A 17,333-nucleotide genomic window follows, 5' to 3' on the forward strand; every position below is an offset into this window, starting at 1 on the left:
CATTTGTCCAGGACCAGCCATTAGAATAATATTGTATCCTCGCTGTAAACCAGCAATCCCCCGCATGCAATATTCTTCTTCTAGTGTTCCATCAAAACCACTGACAATAATAAGCGTCTTTCGTGGCGTTTCCTCTTTATCAGGACAGATAAAGTATACAGGAAGATTTTCTCCAGCTAATTGCAGAATTAATGACTCAAAATAGTAATTGCTATTTTTCATCGCTTGTTCAAAACAATTACGAGAAAGCATACCCAGTTGACGATGTTCTTCACTCCTGGACGGACTGTAATATTCTGCAGCTCTGAAAGAGTTGCTGGCTTTTAAATATTGTTCATAAGCACTAAGACAATGATTTTTTGCTGCGCGATTTTGTGCATCTTGACGCTGCAAATGTCCCCATTTAGCAAATGCTTTTACCCATGATGCAGGACTTTGATCAATAATCTCAGTTCTGATAGCAAAACACTCACCTACTGAAGCACCTCCGTAAGTGCTAGAACCTAACTGTCGCAACAATTGAAACTCCAATTCAGCATCAGTGAAGCCTTCAATTTTCATTGTACCGCGTGATAAATTATCCATGTCATTCCTTTCTTTAAAAGGATATTCATAGTAGCTAATATACCCATGAACTTCTAGTGCATTGCGCTCCAGCTCACCATTAAGTTATTATGTGCGCAAATTATTATCACTTGTACTGAGGATTAGCTAATGCGTACTTTTTGTTTCCTTCTAATAGTATTCTGCTTAAAGATAACCTGGGCTGCTCCCCATGTTCATTATCACCACCAAGCCAACTCCCCCTTTGCTAATGCATTCAAAGTAGGTTTAGACACCGATGGTAAACCTTTATTTTTATGCTTGGGTCGATTATTTAACAGCACGCAACCAGGAAAAACATGGCCAGGCTATAATCGCTGTAATGTCCCTTATGGGGGAAAAGAATATATTGTTGATCAATTTGAAATTCCTTCTCGTCATATGTTTCGTAATAGTTATTGGTCCAATACCGGTGTTGCAATTACAGTAGGACGAGATACCAATGGCAATCCATTGTTTTTATGCCAAGCCTATTTCAAGGGAAGCAAACAACCCGGGAAAACATGGCCAGGCTACCATCATTGTAATATTTCCTACGGTGGGCGGGAAATAATCACAGATAATTATCGTCTCCTAACAAAATATGAGAGCAACAGACATTTTCATGAGCAGCCGCAATCTAGTGGCTATAGTCGATACCATGGTCACCGAGAACAACCTCGCCAACAGTGTTTGCAGGGTCCTTTTGGTAATACTGCTTGCGGCTATAATTGCGTAAGATCAATTAATTCAGTGGCTTGTGCTTCTTCTCCTGCTCAACAATGTGTATCCGATAACTTTGGACATATTGCTTGTGGTTATGGTTGTGTCAAGACACCGTTAAAGGTAGCCTGCGCGGAGCAGCGTGGTCAAAATTGTGTCGTTAATCTTTTTAATGAAATTCGATGTGGGAGAGGGTGTCGCATCGACAGATTTAATCATATTCAATGTAATTAAACCTGCATTTCCCGGATATAATCCGGGAAGTAATTTACTTGACTAGACGTTCATATCGATAAAAAGTCATATTAAACTTATTTTTTTCATCTTTCGGGAAAAAAACTGCTTCTTTAACCTGCCAATTAGTCTCATCAAATTTGGGAAAAAAAACATCAGCTTCGAATTGATGGTGTATTTTTGTTAAATACATTGTGGATGCTTTGGCAAGCGCTTGTTGATAAACAGTAGCGCCACCGATAATCATCACTTCAGGTACTTCAGTCACTAAAGCCAAAGCCTTCTCCAAGGATTCAGCCACTTCCACACCATTAATTTTTTTAATTTGTTTACTCAATACAATATTTAGTCGTCCTGGAAGGGGTTTACCAATGGAAGTAAATGTTTTTTTACCCATGATAATGGGTTTTCCCATTGTCAATGCTTTAAAATGCTTTAAATCAGCAGGAAGATGGCAAAGCAAATGGTTATCTTTGCCTAAACCATAATTTTCATCAATTGCCGCAATGAGACTTATAGTGGTCATCTTTTTTCTCTTATAATCGCCATAGTGTGCGCCATTTCCACAGCTGCTAATAAACTACCTATTTCAGCCTGACCAGTACCCGCTAAATCCAGCGCAGTACCATGATCTACTGATGTCCTAATGAAAGGCAATCCAAGAGTCACATTGACCGCTGAGCCAAAACCCACATACTTTAAAACGGATAAACCCTGATCATGGTACATTGCTACAAAAGCATCACATCGCTCTACATTATGTGGTGTGAACATTGTATCAGCCGGAAAGGGGCCATAAACATCAATTCCTTCTTGTTTTAATTGCTCCAAAGCGGGAGTAATAACCTCAATTTCTTCTCGTCCCAAATAGCCACCTTCTCCAGCATGTGGATTCAAGCCAGCGACGAATAAACGCGGCTTAACAATGCTAAAATCATTCTTCAATGTATCATTGAGTTGTTGAATAACTTGTTTAACAGTATGGATAGAGATAGCATCAGCTACTGCTCTTAAAGGGAGATGCGTAGTCACTAAGGCAACTTTCATTGTCGCACAAGCCAACATCATAACTACGCTATTCGTATTGCAATAGGTCGCAAAAAATTCAGTATGACCTATGAAGGGAATTCCTGCCTGGTTAATCACTGCTTTATGAACAGGCGCTGTGATTAACCCTGAAAACTCCTCTCTCAAACATCTGTCAGCGGCCAAGGTTAACATCTCAATCACGTAAGATGAATTTTTTGGATCTAACTTTCCAGAGACTACTTTTTCCGGACAGGGAATGGACAATACGGTTAAATGACCGCGGCGTATAATAATTGGAGCGCCAGGTTGATAATCTGAAAAGGTTAAAACTAACTTCAGCTCCTGAGCCCGCAATTGTAGTAACTCTTTATCAGCGAGAATCACTACAGGTAATTCATGCTCGGCGAGAGCAAGACATAAGTCAGGCCCAACACCCGCAGGCTCACCACTACTTACCAGTAGTGGTTTCATTAGGCTAAATCCTTATCCATAATATTGATATAAGCACTGGAACGTAGATGTTGCTGCCAATTTTGCACAGCCTCTGTAAATTTACGTTGTTGTAGAAATTGTCGTACTTGTTGCCGCTTGAATGATTCTGAATCATCTATTTTTTTACGTTCCAAAACTTCAATTAAGTGCCAACCAAAAACCGTTTTTACTGGTTTGCTCACCTTATGCAAAGGTAAGGCATCCATTGCTTTTTCAAACTCAGGCACAAGCTCACCTGGATTCACCCAGCCAAGATCGCCTCCTTTAACAGCGCTTGCAGCATCCAATGAATACTGTTTAGCCATTAATGCAAAGTCTTTTCCTGATTGCAACTGTTGATACAAGTTATAAGCTTGTCGATTTGCTTCTTCAGCCGTCATGCTGGCATCAGGTTTTAATAAGATATGGCGTACGTGCGTTTTGGTAACTTCATGACGTTGATTATTACCACTGATGGCAATAAGTTTGATCAGTTGTAGGCCATTGCCCGTTCTGATTGGTCCTACAACCTGACCAGGTCTCATCTTCACAACTTCTTTAGCAAAAATTTCAGGAAGTTCAGCAAGATGGCGCTCGCCCAAGTCACCACCTTCCAAGGCAAACTCACCACTGGATTCGGCTATAGCCAAACGGTTAAAATCATCTCCACCTTTAATTTTACCAAGTAGTGCTTTCGCTTTTTCGCGCGCTTTAGCTATTTGCTCAGTGGTGGGCTCTTCTGGAACAGGAATAACAATATTTTGTAAGTGATAAGTTAATTGGCTTTTATCGTCCTGTTGTGCATTTTTTAAATAATCTTCCACTTGAGCAGCAGTAACAGCAATGTCCTTACCCACTGCTTTTTGCTGCAGTCGACTAATCAGCATTTCTTTGCGAATATTTTCTCGATAGGTTTCCCAAGTTAACCCTTGTCGAACAATTTCTTCTCGTAATTGCGTTAATGATAGATTATTGGCTGCGGCTATTTTATTGATAGTATCGTTCAATTCAGTGTTATCGACTGTAATATCATGTTGTTTTGCAAGTTGTAATTCCAGATCTACATCAATTAAATGTTGCAGAACCTGCTTACGTAAGACCTGTTCAGACGGTAACTGCATATTTTTAGCCTCAAGCTGTCGACGCAAGATATCAACTTGTGCGTTTAATTCACTCTCGGTAATTACACCTTCATTAACCACAGCGATGACCCGGTCCAAAGGCTGAGCAGCTTCTGTAGCAGGAAGTACTGATAATATCAGTATTAAGAGTGCAATCCGCTTTAACATGTGAATTATCCCCCTTCTTTAATTTTTCCGGCAATGTAGGTCATTCTTAAGGAAAACACAAGCAACTTTGCTAATTTTTCAAGCAAATTTTAGCTATTATGAAACTGATCAATGTAGGTCGGTAAATAAGTATGTATAGTACTTGCTGGATCACTATTTCCTACCGAACCAAGTCCTTTTAACAAAACTTGCAAATAAATGTTGTTATTATATATGGGCTGCGCTGCGGCATTTAAACTTTGAAAACTGCGCCCCCCGATTAATCTTATAGCCCAACAGCAACTATCATACTGTATTCCTAAAAAAGACATCATCTCATAATCTTTACTGATGTTGTAATTGTATCCCCCCAAGCTGCTCCATTTATCCGATAAAGGCCAGGCATAGGAAAAAGTGATTTGATTTAGCGGACTTACATTCACTTTGCTAAGATCAACCTGAGTGATATCACCACTGACAAGATAGGAATAACCAAAATTGATTATTTTGTTAGGTCCTGGCTGATAATGTAAATTTACGCGACCATTATCAGTAGAGCGTGTAGAGGGATTCCAGATATAATCTCCTGTGAGAAACCATCTGGAGTTAAAATGATACATCGCTCTGCTTGCCACGGGTGAATAGTCAGCAGTAGGTGATAAATAGCCTAATGTTAAGGGATTGTCACGGCAGGAACCTGCGGGATTTTGGCAAAGTTGCACCCGCCTGTTTGAAAAATAACGACTTTGACCTATTGATATGTTCGCTTTTTCTGCTCCCGTTTCATCAGAGAGCCAGCGAGAAGTCACTGCATAGGAAAGTTGATTGGCATCACCAATTCTGTCAAATCCTGAAAAACGATTTTTTCGAAACAGCTGATCAACACTAAAAATCATATAGCCAGAATCATAAACGGGAATTGGTGTTTGATCAGCATAGGGTACATACAAATAATAAAGACGAGGCTCCAATGTTTGGGTTAATGCGTGATTGAAAAAAGAGGTAGAACGCTCAAAATATAGGCCACTATCAATGCTATAACGAGGAATAATGCGGTTGTACTGATTATTTGTTCTAGCAGAAACTGGAAAACCATAGTCATTTAAGGGATTACTGTCATTTAATGAAGCATAATTATTTCTGCTCACATCATAATAATTTTCCACGAACTCTACAGAAGGCGTAAAAAAACCCCACGGCTTTATTTGTGGGAAAGCCAACACCGGATTTAAGTGATAGCGTGGACCCTCTGGCTTAGCGAGCCGTCGCTTAACCACCCGCAAGGATTTAAGCGATGGATCCTCAGGCCATTCAAATTGATCGTATTGACTCAATATTGACAAATTCCCATTAAAGGGTAAATCGTCATAACTGCCGTGCGCTAACAGTTGTGGCAAACGTTGGTAAATATCTGCAATTGGCGTTTGATTAACTGGGTGAAGCGTTTGATAACTTTGCAACATACCTCGAAATAGCCAATGATCGGTGGTATAGCTTAAATTAGCCTCACGCAGTAATTGTCGTTCGGTTAGAACCGCAAAATTACTACTAAAGTCTTGCAGAAAATAATCATCAGAAACCTGTTGAAAATTAATTCCCAAGTGTAAGTTTGGCGTTAGCCATGTATTATTCAACGCCTGAACAGACCAGCGATTCGTAGAAAGACCGCGCAATATTGGATAACGTTCCTGATGATCCTGAATATAATCCTTAAAGGCATGATCGTTCGGCAAAAAACGTCCATTAAAAACACCCGAGGAATGTGGAGTTAAATATCTAAACTGTCCTCCCAACATTAATCCTCGTAAAGAATAGTAGTGTGGAATAATAGTGGCATCATAGTTGGGCGCAATATTCCAATAGTAAGGCTGTGCATAATCAAAACCACCTACATTTGATGTACCAATCGTTGGCATTAAAAAGCCAGATTTACGCTCTTTGGACGTGGGAAAACTTAAATAGGGGGTGTAAAGCACAGGGACATCATAAATGCGTAGTTTTGCATGTCTTGCCACGCCCATTGATTCTGAATCATCAAGCGCTATACTTTCTGCCTCAATCTGCCAGGCTTTATCTTGAGGAGCACAATTACTATAAGTGGCTCGCTTTAATAAATAATCCTGATTGGCAAAACGCTCTATCAAACTGGCTCTACCCCAAGCAGGCAAGGTTGCTCCGGGACGCTGTGAATTAAAGCGATACAATACATCTTCAACTTTGCCCGATTTATCTTGCGGAAAAATAGTTGCTTTTCTCGCTATCATTAAACGATCAGGTTCTAAATAATGAACTTCGCCAAGTAGTTCAATTTTTGTCACCTGATTGGATTTAGCATCACGATAGACATAAGCGGTTTGAGCATTTACAACACGTTGTGCTTGCTGTACCTCGACATTACCCGTTAATTGAGACCGTCCTTCATTATAAAATAACACTTCGTCTGCAGTGATTCGTATTTCGTCGGGATCAGCCAAGGGTGTAATTTGTAAAGGCTGATAAGCACCCCGACACACGGAGATCGGCGAAACAAGCTGAGACTCCCATCCCAAACACTGAGCAAAACGTGAACGAACAGCATCTGTCAAATCCACATCACGAGCTATAATGCAAGCCTGCACTGGCTCTACCACCATTATGTTTGTCGCATAGCTGGCCATAGGATAAATACCGGTAGCTATACCAAGTATCGTAACACTACCAACAGATGCATAGCGACCGCTCATTCTTTTCTTAATTTTTTTATTTATTGAATTAAACCTAATGTTCAGCGCCACCAAAATACCTTATGATGCGTATGCACAAAGTGCACAATAATTAATACTTATAGAGTGGCAAATGCGCAACCTTATAAGCAAGAATATGGCTTTGGAGTATAGCATGCAAAATCGGCAAAACGCACTTAACAAATGGTTGGAAAAAATACTCGCTCCAGCTTCATACTCACTCAATCCATTAGCAGGTGATGCCAGTTTTAGACGCTATTTTCGTCTGCGGTTAAATACAATGACTCAAGTTATTATGGATGCTCCACCTGACAAGGAAGCTCTACAACCTTTTTTGACAGTTTGTGAATTATTAACGAATTTAGGGGTTAAAGCTCCCCGCATTCATGCGTTGGATGAAGCCCAGGGATTTGCTATTTTAGATGACTTTGGGGATGAGTTACTACTTAAACATTTATCACCAAGCACGGTGAATAAATTTTATGCCGCAGCCATAACAATTATTTTAATGATGCAAGGTTGTTCTCCTGCACACACAGCCAATTTACCCCGTTTTGATAAACAGTTCATGCTGCAAGAAATCAATAATTTTCGAGAATGGTTCCTTTGTCGTTACTTGAAAATTGAATTAAACGCGCAAGAAGAACATCTCTTAACCACCACATTCGATTGGCTAACGGATAAAGTTTCTCATCAGCCACAAGTGTTTATTCATCGTGATTATCACTCACGAAACATTATGGTACTAAACGATGTGGAAGATGATATTCAATTAGGGATTATTGATTTTCAGGATGCCATGATTGGACCTTTTACTTATGATTTGGTCTCTCTTTTAAAAGATTGCTATATTCAATGGCCGCGCGAACAAGTGCTTAACTGGGTAACTGCTTTTTATGAACAATCCCCTTTAGCGGCACCATATTCTTTAAATGATTTCATTGATGCTTTTGATTTATGTGGTTTACAAAGGCATTTAAAAGTTCTAGGCATTTTCTCTCGGCTCTATTTGCGCGATAACAAACCGAGTTACTTAAATGATTTGCCTTTGACGCTCCATCATGTCATGGCTTGCCTTGAGAACTACCAAGAGTTAGAGCCATTTTATCAATTTATGCAAAAGAGGATCCGTTTACCATGAAAACGGCGATGATTTTAGCAGCAGGTAGGGGTGAGCGGTTAAGGCCACTTACCGATGTAATACCTAAAGCATTATGTAGAGTACAGAACAAGCCACTAATTGAATATCATGTCGCCAAGCTGGCTCAGTGTGGCTTTGAGCGTCTGGTTATTAATCATGCTCATCTCGGAGGGCAAATACGCCGTTACCTCGGTGATGGTAGTCGGTGGAATGTCGAGATTTGTTATGCGCCAGAACCTCCAGGCGGACTTGAAACGGGTGGAGGAATTTATAATGCCTTGCCCTTATTAGGTAAAGAACCCTTTCTAACAGTAAATGCTGATATCATCACCGATTATAACTTTAACGCACTGCGCCTGTCTCCTGATGTCATGGTGAAACTGGTTTTGGTTGCCAACCCTGCGCATAATCATGGCGGTGATTTTGGTCTTTGCCAGCAGCATCTTAGCAATGAAAAAGCCTACACTTTCGCTGGTATTGCCTGCTACCGTCCTGAAGCATTTTATAATTGCCAGGCAGGACGTTATTCTGTCATTCCAATAGTACGTCATTTCGCCGATGAAAATTTGGCTTCTGGTGAATTGTATGAAGGATTATGGTTGGATATTGGCTCGCCAGAGCGACTACGACTTGCCAATACCCTTGCTCATTTAAGAGGAGGAGGGGCCTGAAGCTTGTGGAGAAGTATTGCCTGACTCAGGAGCTGCCTCTGGTTTAGCACCAGGCGCGGTTTCTGGCGCTTGAGTTTTTGAGATGGCAGGCTGTTTAGGAAAAGCGCGCTCTTTAGTTTCCACATGAATAGCATCTTTCCCTGATTGTTTAAAATATTTCTCCAATTGTTTTGAGGCGTTGTTAAGTACTTGCTTTGCCTTTTCTACATCAGCAAGAACAGGTTCTCCCTTTGCATCACGCCGAATTTGTCCGTTTTCATCACCTTCATAAATAACACTACCTTTGCTTATTAAATTCGCTTCAGCAAGGACAGCCTGCACCATCTTATCAAGCTCTTGTCTTGTTTCTGGATCAAGCGCCTTTTTTTTTAATTTTCCAGTTTCCAAATCTTGCTTTAATGTAGCAAATGCTCTAACCATCTGACCCTTATCGCTGAGGGCGAATTCAACGAAAAGCGTATTCTCAATATTAGGTCCTGCCTTTTCCGCTGCCTTTTCCGCTCTGTTTTGCTGCAGATTTTGAAAATCATTCAATGGCCCAGGAATACCTGCCCAGGGGTCTCCCCTATTTTTACTTTGCATTTCTAATAAGTCTACAAAGTCGCGGATATTGTCATAAGCAGGTTTTCCTTCCTCAAACTTATTTGCAGCAACAAGTCGTTCTTCAAAGTGATGCAGCAAATAATTTCCAACTTCTGGAATAGTTACTGTTTCTTTGATTTTAATTAAGTCATCTTTACTGGGAAGAGTGATTGCTTTATTAGATCGGTAATCTAAAGTCATAACTTAGGCTCTCAGAAGTATACTTTTATAATAACGGCTTATTTCGTCATGGTTCAACGTTTAAATGATTATAGCAAAAAAGCTTCCCTCCCATAGATGAATATCACCTCAGTAATGTTAAGGGAGAGTAAAATAAGACTTGTGATTGGAATTGACGCAATGCTTCTCAGAGAACATTGCGTCATTATTGATTACTTGTCTAACGGATTTGGAATGGTATCGGTCACCGATGCAAATGATTTCTTTTTCATGGAATCAAAAGAAAATTCATCTACCTGGATTGCATCCCACCGAGCTTTCTCAACTGCAACCAATGCATCCATTTCCTGCTGAGTTAACTCTCCTTTACTGACTTTTAATGTCAACTGTTCTTTTAGCGTATCAAATTTATAGCGTTTTAAATCAGGAACCTTTTTGTATAAATCTGCATGCTTAATAATTAACTGCAGTGCCTCTTCCATTCTATCTACGGGTTGATTAGGGTCACCACTTAAGTAAATTGATTTTTTTATTCCATTTCTATAGTGATTATTAGACATCATCAATCGCGCTAACTGATGATCTAAGCGGTCATTTGGATAGCGCATGGTCTGTCCAAAAGGAAATACAATTAATTGAACTAAAACTCCCAGTATCCTTGAAGGAAAATTGTGACATAAAGTAATCATGGCTTTTTGCGCATGATAAAAGCAATAACTGAGAGCCCATGTGGCATGAACTTTTTGCTCGGCATGCTCTTCATTTTTTTGGTAATAACGCAAAGCAGCCATAGCCATATAAAGATAGGACATACCATCGGCCAGTCTGGCTGATAGTCGCTCTTTTCTTTTCAGATCACCTCCAAGATAAATTAATGATAAATCAGCTAGCCAGGAATAGGCATAACTCAAGCGAGCCAAACGCTGATATTCCCGTCTTAACTTACTATCAGGCGTTGTTATCAATAAGCCAGCCGTCCATGCGGAGCAAATGGCTTTGGCAAAATTGTGCATAAAATAGTTAATGTGCTGCCAAATGATTTTTCTAAAAGCCTGTTTGTCATCACGAGATATTGCATAAAATTCATCGCGAACATAGGGATGGCATGCCATGGAGCCTTGACCAAAAATCAATAAATTGCGGGACATAATATTTGCCCCTTCTACGGTAATGGAAACAGGCACTCCCAGGTAATAACTGGATAAATAGTTACGGGGACCAACAACTACTGCACGACCAGCATGAATGTCCATGGCATTGTTTATTGTTACCCTACCAAATTCTGTATTGAAATATTTAGTGATAGCAGAAGCAACAGAAGGTTTCTTATGCTCATTGACGGCAGCAACGGTTAGCAATCGAGTGGCATTCGCCAAATAATTTAAACCGGCCACTTCAGCAAGCTTTTCTTCTACTCCTTCAAATTGGCCAATTTCCAGATTAAATTGCCGGCGAATGCGTGCAAAAGCCCCGCTTGTTAGGTAGGCAATAGTTGACGACGCAGCCCCCAAAGCAGGCAAGGAAATAGAACGGCCAATCGACAGACATTCAACTAACATTTGCCAGCCACGGCCTGCATTTTTCTGGCCACCAATAATGGTGCTTAGAGGCACAAAAATGTTTTTGCCGCGTAAAGTACCATTCATAAAGGGTTGCATGGCTGGTAAATGACGATTACCTATTTCGAGATTCTCTGTATCACGTGGAATTAAAAGACAAGTAATTCCTTCTTCTCCTTCGCCCTTAAGTAACCCCTCTGGATCTTTCAGGTTAACTGCCAAACCAATGAGTGTTGCGACAGGCGCCAAGGTTATCCAACGCTTATTTAAAGTAATCTCAAGGCCAAGAATGGTTTTATCGGCGACTTTTCTTCTCACCACTATGGCTTCAGATTGAATAGAGGTAGCATCGCTTCCAGCACCAGGCTCTGTCAGCGCGAAGCAAGGGATATCTATTCCTTTAGCCAAATTAGGTAAATATTGGGCTTTTTGTTCATCAGTACCATAATAATTCAATAATTCTCCTGGTCCTAATGAATTAGGAACCATGACAGTAACAGCAGCGATACCTGAGCGACTTGCAATTTTCATCACTACATCGGAGTGCGCGCGCGCTGAAAAACCCTTACCCCCATATTCTTTGGGAATTACCAAGCCAAAAAAGCCCTTTTCCTTAATAAAATTCCATACCTCTTCAGGCAAATCCCCAGCTTGACTGATTTGCCATTCATCCAGCATGTCACAAAGAGTCTGTGTCTCATTATCAAGAAAAGCCTGCTCCTCTTCAGTTAACTCCGAGGAAACTTGTGCCAGCCTGTCCCAATTAGGTGTACCGGTAAAAATATCTTGCTCAAGCCAGGTATCGCCCGCATTCAATGCTTCTTCTTCTGTTTTAGATAATTTGGGAATTGATTTGCCTACCCGGCCAAATAAAAAATCACTGATTGCAAACCGAATTGATTCCACGCGAATTACCAATACCGCAGCAAGAATCATTAACCAGATAAGAATACCAGGGAGCCAATGCATACCCACAAAAAAAGTAGCAAATAACAAATAAACCGCACTGCCAATTTCCCAAATAAGAGGATTTAAGCCTCGGTAGAGTACGACCAATGTAAATCCGAGATAAATAAGGAATAAAAGTGTAGCCATCTCGATACCTTCCCTTTGAGTAGATTCCAAATAGAAACAAGTATATACCTGACTGCTATCATTTTGCGAGCCATGCGTGCTGATAACTAACAAAAATGCATTTAGCTTGCTTTCAAGTACCGAATCATCTAGCGTTATTCTTTTATAAATTTTTTTCGCTATGAACCAACGACTTGTCTGGAATTTTGAAATAAATGCTGTCCCGTTATTGGATATAAAAACATTGTCCAATCATGAGAGGGAAAACATTAAGTGGGAAGCGAGATATTTTTGGTCTCACCATGAAATTATTTGTTTAACTGGTCTTGATGACAGTTTCCTGGATTTAAGCAGATACGACATTAAACATCGTGAAGATTACTATTTGTTATTGCCTGGAAATAATTACAATATCAAAAGGCGGCGGGAAGAGTTGCAGTATAAACCTCTACTACAGAAACAAGATAATATTTGTGGTTTTGGTAAAAAAATAGACCTTTACCGTGACTCCCCCTCGGCGGACTTACAAGTGGAAACCCTCTCTAAAAAAAGCAAACAGATTAACGTTTCCAAAGTAGCCTTCATTTATAAATTTCCTACTACACCTAGTGTGAAACTTGAGCTTGCCAGGCTTTTAGTGAAAGAAAAAATTTTCTTCAGTGCTTGCATTGAAGGACGTTCTCAATTTCTGGTGACGCATATGGCAAAACACTTGCTGCCTGACCAAGTTTCTTGCGACTATGTGAGTTTCCTAAAGCAATTCGTGAAACCATGACTCAAACTCTCCTGGCCATTATCTTTAGCTTCGGCAAAATTGGCATCATTTCCTTAGGTGGCGGCAACTCCATGTTAAAATTGTTAGAGTATGAGGCTGTCACTTACCGTCATTGGATTGGTGAAGAAGAATTCGTACAAATGGTAGGCTCAACCTTTTTATTTCCAGGCCTTACTGCTGTTAAATTAGCGGCATTAATTGGCTATAAGGCGGCTGGCTTGGCTGGATTAATTTTGGCTGTAACCAGTCTTAATTTACCAGGGCTACTGACAGCCATTCTAGGCTACCAACTGTTAACCAGCCATAGTGGACCTGTCGCTCGTAAAGTGATGATTGCTGTTCAATATGGTGCACTAGCCTTGTTAGCTGCCGCGTCCTTTTCGGTTGCTCAGGGGGTTATTAATTCCTATTACTCTCTGCCAATCGCTTTAGCCTGTATTGTCTTCTTCTCAGGTCTGACTTATTGGCAACTGTCGCCATTTTGGGGATTTATTGCCTTCATTGGTATTTGTTTTTTTCTGGTTCGTTAGAAACCTGAGACTCTTGCTAGAACTTATAAGGTACTCTAACCTAAGCCTATAGCAGCTAAGTCTGGAGTTTTCACTTGGGTGACGATTTAGAAAATCCTGAATATTATATAAACCGCGAATTTACGGCACTGGCTTTTAATGAGCGGATACTGCAATTTGCTAAAAACGAGCGCGTTCCTCTTCTTGAACGTATGCGCTTTCTATGTATTTGCAGTGGCAATCTTGATGAGTTTTTTGAAATTCGAGTTGCTGGTCTAAAAGAGAAAATTGCTATTTCTTCCCGAAAAACCTACATTGATGGGTTGCAAGCCGGTGAAATTTTTAGTCAGTTAAGCAAGAAAGTGCATTTGTTAACTGATGAGCTCTATCTCATTTTTAACAAGCAATTGCTTCCTGCAATGAAAAAGGAAAATATTCATTTCCTGGCTACAGAAGAATGGACAGAGGATATTCATCTCTGGGCAAAACATTATTTTAAAAATGAAATTCTACCTATTGTTAGTCCCATTGCGCTTGATTTAGCACACCCCTTCCCACGATTATTTAATAAAAGTTTGAATTTTATTATCTCTTTACGCGGCAAAGATGCATTTGATCGTAATATTGATTACGCGGTTGTTCATGCTCCCCGCTCGTTACCGCGCCTTATTCATCTGCCCTCAGAGCTCTGCGAGACAGGAAGCACTCATTTTGTTTATCTGTCATCGATTATTGAAACCCACATCCATAGTTTATTTCCAGGCATGGAAATTAATGGCTGCTACACGTTTCGCCTGACGCGAAATAGTGATTTGTTTCTCCGCGAAGAAGAAATTGAAGACTTAGCCGTTGCTGTACAACGCGAATTATTTTCCCGGCATTATGGTCATGTTGTGCGCCTTGAAGTGGATAAACGCTGCCCTGCTCATATCGTTGATTTCCTGTTACAAAAGCATCATCTTCACCATGAAGATGCTTATCATTGTGATGGACCAGTCAATTTTCAGCGCTACTTTAGTGTCATTAATCGGATTGATAGACCCGATTTAAATTATCCGCCACTTAATGCGCAATACCCGACGATTGTACATCAAAAACGCAGTATTTTTACCACCCTCGATGAGCAGGATATTTTGTTACATCATCCCTACCAAAGCTACGATGTAGTTATTGATTTCGTGCGCCAGGCGGCTTCTGACCCGAATGTGCTTGCTATTAAACAGACGCTTTATCGTACTCACTCTGAATCTATCATGGTAAAAGCTTTGATTGAAGCTGCGCGATCTGGAAAAGAAGTAACAGCCGTAGTGGAGTTACGGGCCCGATTTGATGAGGAATCTAATCTAAGATTAGCCAGTCATCTCCATGAAGCCGGTGTCTTGGTGCTGTATGGGGTTATGGGTTATAAAACCCACGCAAAGATGACCTTAGTCGTTCGCAGAGCTCATGGAAAACTTAAGCGCTATGTTCACTTAGGCACAGGAAACTATCACGAACAAACTGCAAAGCGCTACACTGACTTTGGTTTACTCACCAGTGAAGCCACTATTACGTCCGATGTGCAGACCATCTTTCAACAACTCACAGGACTTGGCCGAGCCGTTAAACTTAAAGCATTATGTCATTCACCTTTTACACTACAAAAAAATTTATTGCAATTAATCGAAGAGTGCATCCAAGCTGCCCTGGCCGGCAAAGAAGCAGAAATTAATATCAAGGTGAATGGTCTGACCGACAAAACCATGATTAAAGCACTTTACAGAGCATCTCAAGCAGGGGTAAAAATTAACCTCCTGGTACGTAGTGTCTGCTGTCTTAAACCCGGAATACCTCATATTTCCGAAAATATTCGTGTTCTCTCACTTGTCGGTCGTTTTCTTGAGCATCATCGTGTTTATTATTTTCGTACTGGAGAAAGCGAGCGTATTTATTGTGCAAGTGCTGATTTGATGGAGCGTAATCTTTACAATCGTATTGAAGTGATGTTTCCCATTCTGGATGAAAATAATCAAAAACGGATTAAGCAGGAAATTTTTAAGAATTATCTTAGAGACAATGCCAGCACTTGGGAAATGCAAGCTGACGGCAGCTATAAACCCGTAATACGCGGCAACTATAGCGCGCAAGAAAAACTTTTAGAGCTTTATGCAAAAAGTGGAGAGAATTTATCTCACGATTAAATTAACAAGGTTTTACTCTCCTTTCCTGGTTCTTCTCGAGCCAGTCGTGGAACAAGATAACCAGGAAGTTTTTTTTGTAATTGTCGATAGAGTGCCAGGGCAGTTTCTAAAGGGAGATCAAAATGAGCGGCTCCCTTTACTCTATCCAATAAATGCAGGTAATAGGGCAACACACCACAATCAAATAATTGCTCGCTCAAGGTAATTAAGGTTTCAACATCATCATTAACACCCTTTAATAAAACAGATTGATTTAATAAATGGCAGTCAACTTGTCTTAATTCCTTGCAAACCCACCTCACAGCATTATCCAGCTCACGGGCGTGATTACTATGAATCACCATCACCTTATGTAAACGGCTGGATGATAATAGCTCCAACAATTCTCTATCAATTCGCTCTGGAAGCACAACAGGTACACGGCTATGAATACGAAGCGTTCTTACCTGAGACATTTGTTCCAGTTGATTTAACAAACGACGCAACACTGCATTGGTTGCCAACAAGGGATCTCCACCGCTTAAAATAACTTCATGAATGGTTGGGTTTTTTTGAATATAGTTCAGCACACTTTCCCATCCTTCCCACCCAGGATTATTAGCCTGATAGGGGAAATGGCGTCTAAAGCAATAACGACAATTGACTGCGCATACACCCGTTAAGGTCAGTAATACCCGTCCCTGATACTTATGCAGCAATCCTTGTTTACAGATAGCTGCTTGTTCAGCAAGTGGATCTGTCGCAAAACCAGAAATCTCATGAAGCTCTTCATCGACTGCCAATACCTGCAAAAGTAAAGGATCTTTGGGATTTCCGGGTTCCATACGTGCAGCAAAACCGCGTGGAACACGTGTTTTGAATGTTTTTTCCGCTTTAATACTACCTACAGTTACAGGTAGAGATAAAAATTCAAGTAATTCATTGACTGAGGCAAAACCTTGCGCCAGAATTTTTTGCCAACTCACAGAGGTATCTCGCATTAATTGTACAAAATTGCTAAACTGCGTGAACTCTAGCGAAATTAGAACAAAATCTCAACAGTGGAGCACTGATGGCAATTTACAGCACCAATGAATTTAAAAATGGTTTAAAAGTTATGGTTGATAATGCCCCTTGTAGCATCGTTGACTGCGAATTTGTTAAACCAGGGAAAGGACAAGCCTTTACACGTGTAAAAATTCGCAATTTAAAGACAGGCCGTGTCGTCGAACGCACTTATAAATCGGGAGAAACCTTAGCTTCTGCGGATGTGGTCGATGTGGAAATGCAGTATTTATACAATGATGGTGAATATTGGCATTTTATGGTTCCTGACACTTTTGAACAATATGCCGTAAGCCCAGAAGCGATTGCTGATGCAAAGCAATGGCTCAAAGAGCAGGATCTTTGCGTCGTGACTTTATGGAATAATGAAGCCATTCAAGTCATGCCCCCCAATTTCGTTATTTTGGAAATTACTGAAACTGATCCAGGCCTCAAAGGCGATACTTCTGGAGGTGGAGGAAAACCAGCAATTCTGGAAACAGGCGCTGTCGTTCGCGTACCTCTTTTTGTACAGACCGGTGAGTTAATTAAGGTGGATACTCGTAAAGGGGAATACGTATCTCGAGCCAAGGAATAAAATAAGGAGAG

Annotated in this window: 15 protein-coding genes (1 of these 15 cut by a window edge); 7 read left to right on the top strand and 8 right to left on the bottom strand. The window is 40.5% G+C overall.

Features of this window, described 5'->3' with window-relative positions; genetic code table 11:
• Nucleotides 1-585, bottom strand: partial view of an alpha/beta hydrolase family protein gene (locus tag clem_RS13365; RefSeq protein ID WP_094091997.1) — the 5' end (the start) only. Its footprint begins 633 nt before the window's first position; the window shows 585 of its 1,218 coding nt (coding positions 1-585); the start codon lies at nt 583-585; the stop codon falls past the left edge of the window.
• 129 nt (nt 586-714) lie between these two features.
• On the opposite strand from clem_RS13365, the gene clem_RS13370 reads away from it, so the two are divergent.
• The gene (locus clem_RS13370; RefSeq protein WP_094091998.1) at nt 715-1,539 is read left to right on the top strand and encodes a DM9 repeat-containing protein; all 825 of its coding nucleotides are present in this window, start codon (nt 715-717) and stop codon (nt 1,537-1,539) included.
• A gap of 34 nt (nt 1,540-1,573) precedes the next feature.
• On the opposite strand, the gene clem_RS13375 is transcribed toward clem_RS13370, so the two are convergent.
• From clem_RS13375 to clem_RS13390, 4 genes are all read right to left on the bottom strand, one after another.
• Nucleotides 1,574-2,065: a dihydrofolate reductase gene (locus clem_RS13375; RefSeq protein ID WP_094091999.1), complete on the bottom strand. Its 492-nt coding sequence runs from the start codon at nt 2,063-2,065 to the stop codon at nt 1,574-1,576.
• Nucleotides 2,062-3,039: a 4-hydroxythreonine-4-phosphate dehydrogenase PdxA gene (gene pdxA / locus clem_RS13380; RefSeq protein ID WP_094092000.1), complete on the bottom strand. Its 978-nt coding sequence runs from the start codon at nt 3,037-3,039 to the stop codon at nt 2,062-2,064. The genes clem_RS13375 and pdxA overlap by 4 nt, the downstream gene beginning before the upstream one ends.
• The gene (locus clem_RS13385) at nt 3,039-4,328 is read right to left on the bottom strand and encodes a peptidylprolyl isomerase (RefSeq protein ID WP_094092001.1); all 1,290 of its coding nucleotides are present in this window, start codon (nt 4,326-4,328) and stop codon (nt 3,039-3,041) included. The genes pdxA and clem_RS13385 overlap by 1 nt, the downstream gene beginning before the upstream one ends.
• 89 nt (nt 4,329-4,417) lie before the next feature.
• Nucleotides 4,418-7,030 carry an LPS-assembly protein LptD gene (locus tag clem_RS13390; protein WP_094092002.1) on the bottom strand — a complete coding sequence of 871 codons (2,613 nt, stop codon included), beginning with the start codon at nt 7,028-7,030 and terminating at the stop codon, nt 4,418-4,420.
• Nucleotides 7,031-7,184: 154 nt separating this feature from the next.
• Here clem_RS13390 and clem_RS13395 point away from each other — a divergent pair, with 154 nt between their 5' ends.
• Nucleotides 7,185-8,171 (top strand): aminoglycoside phosphotransferase family protein, encoded by a 987-nt coding sequence (locus clem_RS13395; protein ID WP_094092003.1) that lies wholly within the window; start codon nt 7,185-7,187, stop codon nt 8,169-8,171.
• Nucleotides 8,168-8,842, top strand: a complete 675-nt coding sequence (gene murU, locus clem_RS13400) for an N-acetylmuramate alpha-1-phosphate uridylyltransferase MurU (RefSeq protein WP_094092004.1) — start codon at nt 8,168-8,170, stop codon at nt 8,840-8,842. The genes clem_RS13395 and murU overlap by 4 nt, the downstream gene beginning before the upstream one ends.
• Here murU and clem_RS13405 read toward each other — a convergent pair.
• Both clem_RS13405 and clem_RS13410 read right to left on the bottom strand, forming a co-directional pair.
• Complete coding sequence (locus tag clem_RS13405) at nt 8,822-9,625, bottom strand: hypothetical protein (RefSeq protein ID WP_094092005.1); 804 nt, start codon at nt 9,623-9,625, stop codon at nt 8,822-8,824. The genes murU and clem_RS13405 overlap by 21 nt on opposite strands.
• Before the next feature lie 191 nt (nt 9,626-9,816).
• Nucleotides 9,817-12,258: an acyl-CoA dehydrogenase gene (locus tag clem_RS13410; RefSeq protein WP_094092006.1), complete on the bottom strand. Its 2,442-nt coding sequence runs from the start codon at nt 12,256-12,258 to the stop codon at nt 9,817-9,819.
• A gap of 160 nt (nt 12,259-12,418) precedes the next feature.
• Here clem_RS13410 and clem_RS13415 point away from each other — a divergent pair, with 160 nt between their 5' ends.
• From clem_RS13415 to ppk1, 3 genes are all read left to right on the top strand, one after another.
• Nucleotides 12,419-13,012, top strand: coding sequence for a hypothetical protein (locus clem_RS13415; RefSeq protein WP_094092007.1), 594 nt, complete (start codon nt 12,419-12,421; stop codon nt 13,010-13,012).
• Nucleotides 13,009-13,542 (top strand): chromate transporter, encoded by a 534-nt coding sequence (locus clem_RS13420; RefSeq protein ID WP_094092008.1) that lies wholly within the window; start codon nt 13,009-13,011, stop codon nt 13,540-13,542. The genes clem_RS13415 and clem_RS13420 overlap by 4 nt, the downstream gene beginning before the upstream one ends.
• A 74-nt stretch (nt 13,543-13,616) precedes the next feature.
• The gene (gene ppk1 / locus clem_RS13425; protein ID WP_094092009.1) at nt 13,617-15,701 is read left to right on the top strand and encodes a polyphosphate kinase 1; all 2,085 of its coding nucleotides are present in this window, start codon (nt 13,617-13,619) and stop codon (nt 15,699-15,701) included.
• Here the strand turns inward: ppk1 and epmB are convergent.
• A complete protein-coding gene (epmB, locus tag clem_RS13430; RefSeq protein ID WP_094092010.1) occupies nt 15,698-16,681 on the bottom strand; it encodes an EF-P beta-lysylation protein EpmB in 984 nt (327 codons plus the stop codon). The genes ppk1 and epmB overlap by 4 nt on opposite strands.
• A gap of 71 nt (nt 16,682-16,752) precedes the next feature.
• Here epmB and efp point away from each other — a divergent pair, with 71 nt between their 5' ends.
• Nucleotides 16,753-17,322, top strand: a complete 570-nt coding sequence (gene efp / locus clem_RS13435; RefSeq protein WP_094092011.1) for an elongation factor P — start codon at nt 16,753-16,755, stop codon at nt 17,320-17,322.
• Nucleotides 17,323-17,333: the final 11 nt, after the last annotated feature.

The sequence above is a fragment of the Legionella clemsonensis genome (assembly GCF_002240035.1).
Lineage (GTDB): Bacteria > Pseudomonadota > Gammaproteobacteria > Legionellales > Legionellaceae > Tatlockia > Tatlockia clemsonensis.